This is a genomic window from uncultured Mucilaginibacter sp., assembly GCF_903913935.1.
GTDB lineage: Bacteria > Bacteroidota > Bacteroidia > Sphingobacteriales > Sphingobacteriaceae > Mucilaginibacter.
The window spans coordinates 1-7,979 of sequence record NZ_CAIWNH010000198.1; the positions used below are offsets into that span (position 1 = coordinate 1).

Annotated in this window: 8 protein-coding genes; 7 read left to right on the forward strand and 1 reads right to left on the reverse strand. The window is 40.3% G+C overall.

Features of this window, described 5'->3' with window-relative positions; translation table 11 throughout:
* Window positions 1–200: response regulator (locus tag QZY09_RS07325; protein ID WP_295670332.1), on the reverse strand; the 200-nt coding region annotated here is incomplete at its 3' end.
* Between the two features lie 577 nt (window positions 201–777).
* Here QZY09_RS07325 and QZY09_RS07330 point away from each other — a divergent pair.
* The 7 genes from QZY09_RS07330 to QZY09_RS07360 all read left to right on the forward strand — a co-directional run bounded on the left by QZY09_RS07330 (window position 778) and on the right by QZY09_RS07360 (window position 7,696).
* On the forward strand, window positions 778–1,419 hold the full coding sequence (locus QZY09_RS07330) for a porin family protein (RefSeq protein WP_295670335.1): 642 nt from the start codon (window positions 778–780) through the stop codon (window positions 1,417–1,419).
* A 141-nt stretch (window positions 1,420–1,560) separates the two neighbouring features.
* Entirely contained in the window at window positions 1,561–2,016 is a 456-nt protein-coding gene (locus QZY09_RS07335) for a hypothetical protein (protein ID WP_295670338.1), read from the forward strand.
* Between the two features lie 115 nt (window positions 2,017–2,131).
* Complete coding sequence (locus tag QZY09_RS07340) at window positions 2,132–2,920, forward strand: hypothetical protein (protein ID WP_295670341.1); 789 nt, start codon at window positions 2,132–2,134, stop codon at window positions 2,918–2,920.
* 469 nt (window positions 2,921–3,389) lie between these two features.
* Window positions 3,390–5,483 carry a peptidylprolyl isomerase gene (locus QZY09_RS07345; protein WP_295670352.1) on the forward strand — a complete coding sequence of 698 codons (2,094 nt, stop codon included), beginning with the start codon at window positions 3,390–3,392 and terminating at the stop codon, window positions 5,481–5,483.
* Between the two features lie 108 nt (window positions 5,484–5,591).
* Window positions 5,592–6,110 (forward strand): DUF2480 family protein, encoded by a 519-nt coding sequence (locus tag QZY09_RS07350; RefSeq protein ID WP_295670344.1) that lies wholly within the window; start codon window positions 5,592–5,594, stop codon window positions 6,108–6,110.
* 71 nt (window positions 6,111–6,181) lie between these two features.
* A complete protein-coding gene (locus tag QZY09_RS07355; protein WP_295670347.1) occupies window positions 6,182–6,961 on the forward strand; it encodes a DUF3108 domain-containing protein in 780 nt (259 codons plus the stop codon).
* A gap of 171 nt (window positions 6,962–7,132) precedes the next feature.
* Window positions 7,133–7,696: a DUF3109 family protein gene (locus QZY09_RS07360; protein WP_295670350.1), complete on the forward strand. Its 564-nt coding sequence runs from the start codon at window positions 7,133–7,135 to the stop codon at window positions 7,694–7,696.
* Window positions 7,697–7,979 lie beyond the last annotated feature (283 nt).

Sequence of the window (7,979 nt, forward strand, 5' to 3'; positions counted from 1 at the left end):
AGCATTTCAAAGCCATTCATCAAAGGCATTTCTACATCAAGGAAAATAAGCCGCGGTCTTAATTTGCGTATGGCCGGAATGGCTTCCTTTGCAGAACTGCATCTCGCAAGCACTTCCACATTGGTACAGTGTTTTGCAATATCCGTTGCAAGCGAATCAATGCAATGCTGCTCATCATCTATAATAATTGAACTTATCACTTTGATATTTTTTCTATAAAGGAACTAACTTGTTCCCATCTCCTGTTGTGCTCCCACTATTGTGAATCTACTATCAGAAATTTATTTGCAACTTTTTTTGATCGGTATAAATTGGCTTCCCCGTTTAGCTATTGCCGTTCCGTACGTTCGGGACATAGAACCCTTATTTGCACGTAATTGCATAAAGTTATAAAGCTTTTTTGTTAAATAACCAATCTTAATAACAAATAGCCAATATAAGCTAATAACTACTGATATCTGGTCAATATTTAGTGTTGGAGGCTCGTATTATTTAATAGATAATTTACATATTACTGGGAAATATACATATTATCATACAGCAATTTATCATAAAGCAGTCGTTCATCACTCCCTATGAATCACGAGGTTTAGCCGACGACGGGCGGCAACTTGTTCAGCAATGTTGCAATAATATCAACTCAAACGCTATAACCGTCAAACCCTCATTGTTTTACGCAATACTTAAAAATAATTTTGATCTCAGTTTAGTAAATCATTAAAAATCAACCGGGTATTAAAAGCCCGTTATTTCAAACTTACATTAAAACTTATTATCATGAAAAAATTATTATCTCTTTCAATTGTTTGCCTGGCACTTCACTTTACCAGCAACGCCCAGGGCGCCCGGTTCGGCATTACCGCAGGAGCTGCCTTTTCTAATTACGATTCTACAATTGGCGGCACATCATCAAATGACAAATCACTCACAGGACCAATATTTGGTGTGTTGGTGGATATTCCCCTAAGCAAAAATTTCAGCTTCCAACCTGCGATAAATTATGTACAAAAGGGATCGAAAAATGATACAACCGCGGATGGTGTCACCATAAAGGCGAAGGTAACCGTAAATAGCATCGAAGTCCCTTTAAACTTTATATTAAACGCACGGGGTAATAGTGGTAATTTTTTTATCGGCGCGGGCCCAACATTTGCCTTTGCTGTTTCAGGAAAATCAAATTTTACCAATGGAACAGATTCCATTAATAGAACCCTGAAATTTGGAAGCACAGCCGACGATGATTTGAAAAGCATGGATGTTGGTGCAAACTTCATGGTGGGATATTGTTTTAACAACGGTTTAATGTTTTCCGCCAATTACAATGCCGGATTTAGTAACCTGATGCCTGTATCCTCAGACGGCTCACTGAAAAGCCACTATTTTGGAATAAAGGTGGGTTTTCTGATTAAGGGCAGGTAGGTTGACGCGCGGCCAATAGGTTTTGATAGGTGTCAAAAACAATAGACCCGGGATGCTTTTCCCGGGCCTTTTTATCAGTTATTCCGATAAATAAATTGATGATTAGGTATTGTAAATATTTTTTATTTAATCTTAAATAAAATGAAAAATCCTTTCGCTGCAATAGCATTATTAAGCATGCTATCACTATTCAGCTGCTCCAAAGTAATTTATACCAATGAACAGGTATTGAATGATTACAAAACGAAAGAAAGCATCGTCAAAAAATTTGGCATGCCCCGCGAGAAAAAGACCGCAGACGACTCGGAGGAATGGCTTTATAGTTTTGACCGGCATAATTCAATTACTGATCACCCAAATACGCAATCTCCGACGGTCGATGTCGTAAATTTCACCATCTATAAAAGATATATTATATTCAGGATGGATGGGCACGGAAATGTATTAAGCCGTGAATGTGTGGGTGTTGATCTTGCGCAGAGAAAACCGCAACCTATGTTAACAATTGCAGCGATAGCCGGTGGGATAGGTATAATCGTCGTAGCCTGTATCGCAGCCGCCGGTAGCGTTACAAGTGGTATACAATTACAGTTTTAGCCTATTTCGTTCCAACAATAGCCTACCATGCAAAATGGTATCCCACAGCGAAGAGTCTCTCGCAGAGGATTCTGTGGAAACAGGAAATGTTTTGTAAACAATCAAAGTTTTTTAAATGAAAACCCCAAGGCCCTTCTTTTTAAGTAAATGCATATCCATTTGCAGTTGTCTTTCGACCATATTTGCTGCTATTCATTATAGTTTGCTATCTGCCCGGCTGATAAAGATTCCATTATACATTTCATACGGCGGCGAACCGGTATTTAAAAACCTTATAAATATTTGGTACATCCGACTCGTCAGGCGGGTGATCTCGGTGTCGGTGCGCAGTCCGCTTAGAATGAGTGCGCTCTGTATGGTAAATTCTACTCTTCCCTTGCCATCTCATTCAGGTTGTATCATAGCAATTTGCCATACACCCTGGAAAAGGCTGCTTGTGCAATGGTGCCTCGAAAATAATATGGCATTTGTTATAGGGAACGGCACGTGGACCAATCAAAAAAGACGGATTCAAAAACGAGGCAAAGGTTTCAGTGATCTGCGGGATATTGTGAGCTATTTGCAGCATAATGGACGCATAGTTATTGCATTCGACTGCTTTAGCAATTATCCGAAGTGTTGCCCGGTTAAATTTTTAGGGAAATCCCATAATATGTCGATGCTTCCCGTGCGCCTGGCAAGAGTTGCAAAAGTGCCATTGGTTACAGCAATACCAAGGTTTTGTAATGGAATGATAAATATAGATTGCGGGCCGCAATTCAGTTTGAATAAGCTCAATTCCGATCCAAAGGGTGTAATGCAAACGCTTATTTCGTTTCTGGAATCCGAAATAAAAAATAACCCGGCTACCTGGCCCGCGAATTATTATCAATTCGCGGCATTGAATAATGTAGTTTTAAATTAACCATAGTTATTGTGTTGATGACGTGAATATTAATACATAGTTTTTGAAATAGCATGACGTCAAATTAAACAATCGGCCCAAAATCCCTCAAAAAAACATCAAAAATTGATAAAAATACGGGCGTACTTTCATGGTACGCAGCCGGATTTTCCCGGGATAGATATTTAGATGGTTAATTACCAATAAATTAAGCCGGAATTTAGTTCGCCGGTTTTCCCTGCGGTTTAGGGGAACACCTCAGTTTTTGGCTTTCAATCTTTCCAAGCTTTCCAACGTCTACAACATACTAACAGCCCTTACAACATATTACAACTCTTCAAACCCTGATGAACCCCTCTCTAAATCAATCGAATCAACCAAAAACCACCACAAAAACTAATCAAAAATTGTATTATAGAATTTTACTAAAAGTTGTATCTTGCGCCCTCTTTTTAGTAGTATAAAGTAATTATATAGGTATATGGGTATAATGGGTTTTTTGCGTGACCGGATGGGGAAAATCCTCGCGATTAGTATCGGGTTTTCGCTGCTGGCATTTATTATTGGTGAAGTGGTAAGGTCGGGTGGATCATTTTTCAGGGACGACAGGGATTTGCTGGGTGAAGTAAGTGGCGAAAAGATTTCGTACACTGATTTTAATAAAAAGGTAGATCAGAACAGTGCGCAGTTCAGGCAGCAATCAGGCCAGGGCGCGTTATCGCCGCAAATCACCAGCTATGTACAGGAAACTACCTGGAACCAGATGGTGGCACAAACAGTTTTGCAAAAGGAAGTTGACAACCTGGGTTTACAGGTAGGTACCGATGAAACCAAATCGATGGTTAGCGGTAACGAACCTAATCCACAGATCGTGCAGGCCTTTGCCGATCCTAAAACCGGGCAGTTAGACAGAAGCAGGCTGAATAATTTTTTAAGCCAGCTACCAACGCTGAGCCCCGAAATTAAACAACAATGGAGTGATTTTATCACCCAGATGATAGAGGCTAAACTGCAGGAAAAATATGTTTCGCTGGTTACCAACTCTTTGTATGTAAACACGCTTGAAGCTAAAGATGACTACCAGAATAAAAACAGGCTGGCTAACTTTAAGTATGCCGTGCTTAATTATTCATCAATCCCTGATAATAAAGTAACCGCTACGGATGCCGATTACCAGGCTTATTACGATGAACATAAAGCTGAATTTAAAAACCAGCAGGAGTTAAGGAGCTTTGATTTTATCACCTTTAATGCGGCTCCTTCTTCAGCAGACTCAGCGGGTATAAAGAAACAAGCCGAAAAACTGGCCGCTGATTTTAAAACAACCACTAACGATTCGTTGTTTGTGCAGATTAACGCTGAAACTAAATCAGCGATAAGCTATAAACACAAAGGCCAGCTGGGCGATCCGAAATTAGATTCAGTGATGTTCAACGCGTCAAAGGGTTTTGTATATGGTCCTTATTTATCAAACGGCAGCTATAAAATAGCCAAGCTGGTTGATTCACATGTTGAAGCGGATTCAGTAAAAGCGAAACACATATTAATTGACGAAAAAGCTATTGGCCATGAAAAAGCGCTTGCCAGGGCCGATTCATTGAAAAAATTGATCGATGGCGGTGCATCATTCGCCGATCTCGCCAAAAAATTCTCCATTGATGGTTCAGCTGCAAAAGGCGGCGAGTTGGGTACTTTTGCCCGCGGCGCAATGGTAGGTCCGTTTGAGGATGCTGCTTTTAACGGCAAAAAAGGCGATATTAAAATAGTAAGCACGCAATTTGGCGTCCATATTATCCAGATCGAGGATCAAAAAGGTTCGTCAAAAGTGGCCAAGGTAGCTATTGTGGATGTTCCATTAAAAGCCAGCAGCGCAACACAAACGGTAGTTTACAGCAAAGCCCAGGGATTTTTAGGCTCGCTTACAACAGATAACTTTGACGCAGAAGTAAAGAAAACAGGTCTGAAAAAACAAACCGCTGCCGATGTAACCGGCGTGGCGGTATCAGTTCCGGGTGTTAATAGCGCCCGCGACCTGGTTAGATGGGCATTTACCGCTGCGAAAGGCGATTTCTCAGACAAGGTATACATCGAAGGCGACCAATATATTGTGGCTCATTTAACACAAATTAAACCAAAAGGAATCTTATCATTGGACGATGTTAAAAAACAGATCCAGCCGATGGTTTTAAACCAGGTTAAAGGCAAAGCATTAACCGATAAACTGCAATCAGCAATAAACGGTGCCTCTACCATTGACCAGGTTGCTCAAAAAGCAGGAACATCTGTTAACCCGATTCAAAACATGGTATTCGCAAACCCGGTAATACCAGGTTCTTCAGCAGAGTATAAATTAATAGGTACCGTTTTTGGTTCACAGCCCAATAAACTGTCTAAACCAATTGCAGGCGCCCAGGGTGCTTATGTATTCGTTTTGGATAGCTTTACCAACCCGGCGCCTATGACGGATGCCGTTAGGGAAAAGCAACAACTGGGTCAGACAATGATGCAGCGTGCAGATTCGCAGATATTTGAAGCGCTGAAAGATAAGGCGAATGTAAAAGATTACAGAGCAAAGTTCTTATAAGGATATTTTAAAGTAATTTTGTATCCGGGTATAGCACTATGTCTGTACCCGGATTTTTTATTTAACGGTATTCCGGGTAAATAAAATTTACCCCGCTATTAAAATAAAATGGAAATACAGGAAAATATAGTTAACAAAGTAGCAATGAGTGGCCTGGTCACTTTAGACCCGGCAGCATTTTATCCGGCTGGTGAACGCCTGGTATATGATATAAAGGATAATTTGTACATGGGCTTGATCCTGCGCGAAAAGGATTTCAGGGAGTTTGTGAAAGCGCATGACTGGGCGCAGTACCAGGATAAATTTGTGGCTTTAACCTGTTCTGAAGATGCTATCGTTCCGGCATGGGCTTATATGCTGCTGGCCAACAAAATGGCGCCCTATGCAGCCGAGGTTGTTTTTGGCAATGCTGAAGTGCTGGAAACCGTTTTATTTGAAAAACATTTGGCAAAAATGGATGTTGAGCAATATAATGGTCAACGCGTGGTGATAAAAGGTTGCGGGGATATACCCGTACCTGTTTCGGCGTACGTTACCTTAACAAAAAAGCTTACACCAGTGGTAAAAAGCCTGATGTTCGGCGAACCTTGTTCAACAGTACCTATTTACAAAAAAAAGGATTTGTAGCGACGCAATAATTTGCGCTGGCAGCGGTTCAATACAACGGGCGCAAACTAAAATTGCCTGCAAATAACTAGATGAAAAAAATTCTACTCGTATCGGTTTTGCTATCTGCAATTTCAGGCACCACATTTTGCCAGGAGATGGTGGATATGGTAACGCCGGTTTTTAAAGTTGGTGAGCAGCTAAACTATAAACTCAAGTATGGTTTTTTTACCGCCGCAGAAGCCAATTTAAGAGTTGAGGCTACAGACAGGAAATTTGATGGGCAGCCCGCTTTCCATATTGTAGCCGATGGCAAAACTGCAGGAGCGTTTGATATTCTGTACAAGGTTCGCAACCGGTATGAAACCTATATCGATGAAAAAACACTGATGCCTTATTTTTATACCGAAAACAGGCATGAGTCCAGCTACAAACACACCGATAACGTTACATTTAACCACGATAACGATAAAATAACTGCTGCGAAAGGCGTTTTTCCGTTTAAAGGCAAAGTATTTGATTTTTTATCAGCATATTATTTTTCAAGGGGCATTGATGCTTCCAAACTAAAAATTGGTGAAACTTTCGATTTGAAATATTTTTTGGATGATGGCGTACATACCCTCAGCATTACCTATGTTGGAAAGGAGCGGGTGAAAAGCGACCTGGGGGAATTTAATTGTCTTAAATTTAACCCAACGATCATCCCCGGCCGTGTTTTCAGGAAGGATAGCAAACTTTACCTTTGGATAACAGATGACGAAAACAGGATCCCTATAAAGGCCCATGTTGAACTGATTGTCGGGAGTGTATCTATGGAACTCACCAGCGCAAAGGATCTTAAATATCCTTTAAACCCGATAAGTAAATAAAGGTAAAATCAATAACCAGGAGTCAAGAGCCATGAACCGGAACGGGGCATCGGGAAGCAATTACTGAAAATATTGGTCTTATAACATAAAATTATAACGATCTAAAGAAAAAATAAATTACTTTTTTATCTTGGTTCCTGGTTCTTAAATCTTGGTTCTAAAAAATAATATATGATAGAAATTGGCGCAGTATTGGTGCATGAAGAACTAATAAAAGAAAATTTTGTATGCAACTTAAACAAGTGCAAGGGCGCCTGCTGTCTTGAAGGTGATTCCGGTGCGCCGCTTGATGCCGTTGAACTGGATATTCTTAACGAAATATATCCAAAGGTAAAACCCTTTATGACCACGAAAGGTATAGCCACCATTGAGAAAAACGGCACCTACGTAAAAGATTTTGAAGGTGACTATACAACGCCCTGCGTTGATGTGAATAAAGAGTGTGCCTACGTGATTTGGGAAAACGGTATTACTAAATGCGCCATCGAAAAAGCTTATGAAAATGGGGCTATCAACTGGCAAAAACCAATTTCGTGCCATTTGTACCCAATTCGTATTACAAAATACCCCGAGTTTGATGTGTTGAATTATGACCGCTGGAATATTTGCAGCCCCGCATGCTCCTTTGGCAACGAACTGAAAGTTAGTGTTTACCAATTTTTGAAAGGCCCGCTTATCCGCAAATACGGCGAAGACTGGTACCGGGAGCTGGAAGAACAGGTTTCGGATATTTGAGCAACTTTTCTCAATAAAAGGGCTATTGCTTAATGCAACATTGCTGTAAGTATTTAATTGCTAACTACTTGTATCCGTATTTTGTTGTTTCATAATAAATTGTAAAAGTGCTGGTTAACCCTATTTATACCGTGAAAACACGGTATAAATAGGGTTAAAACACGGGATGCGAAATTGAAATTTTGCTGCTATACTTACATAATTTTTTAAGCTATCAATACACCTGAACCTTATCGGAAAAACTTATCCCAGCCATATGGAGGCATTGGTAACAACCCTTAAA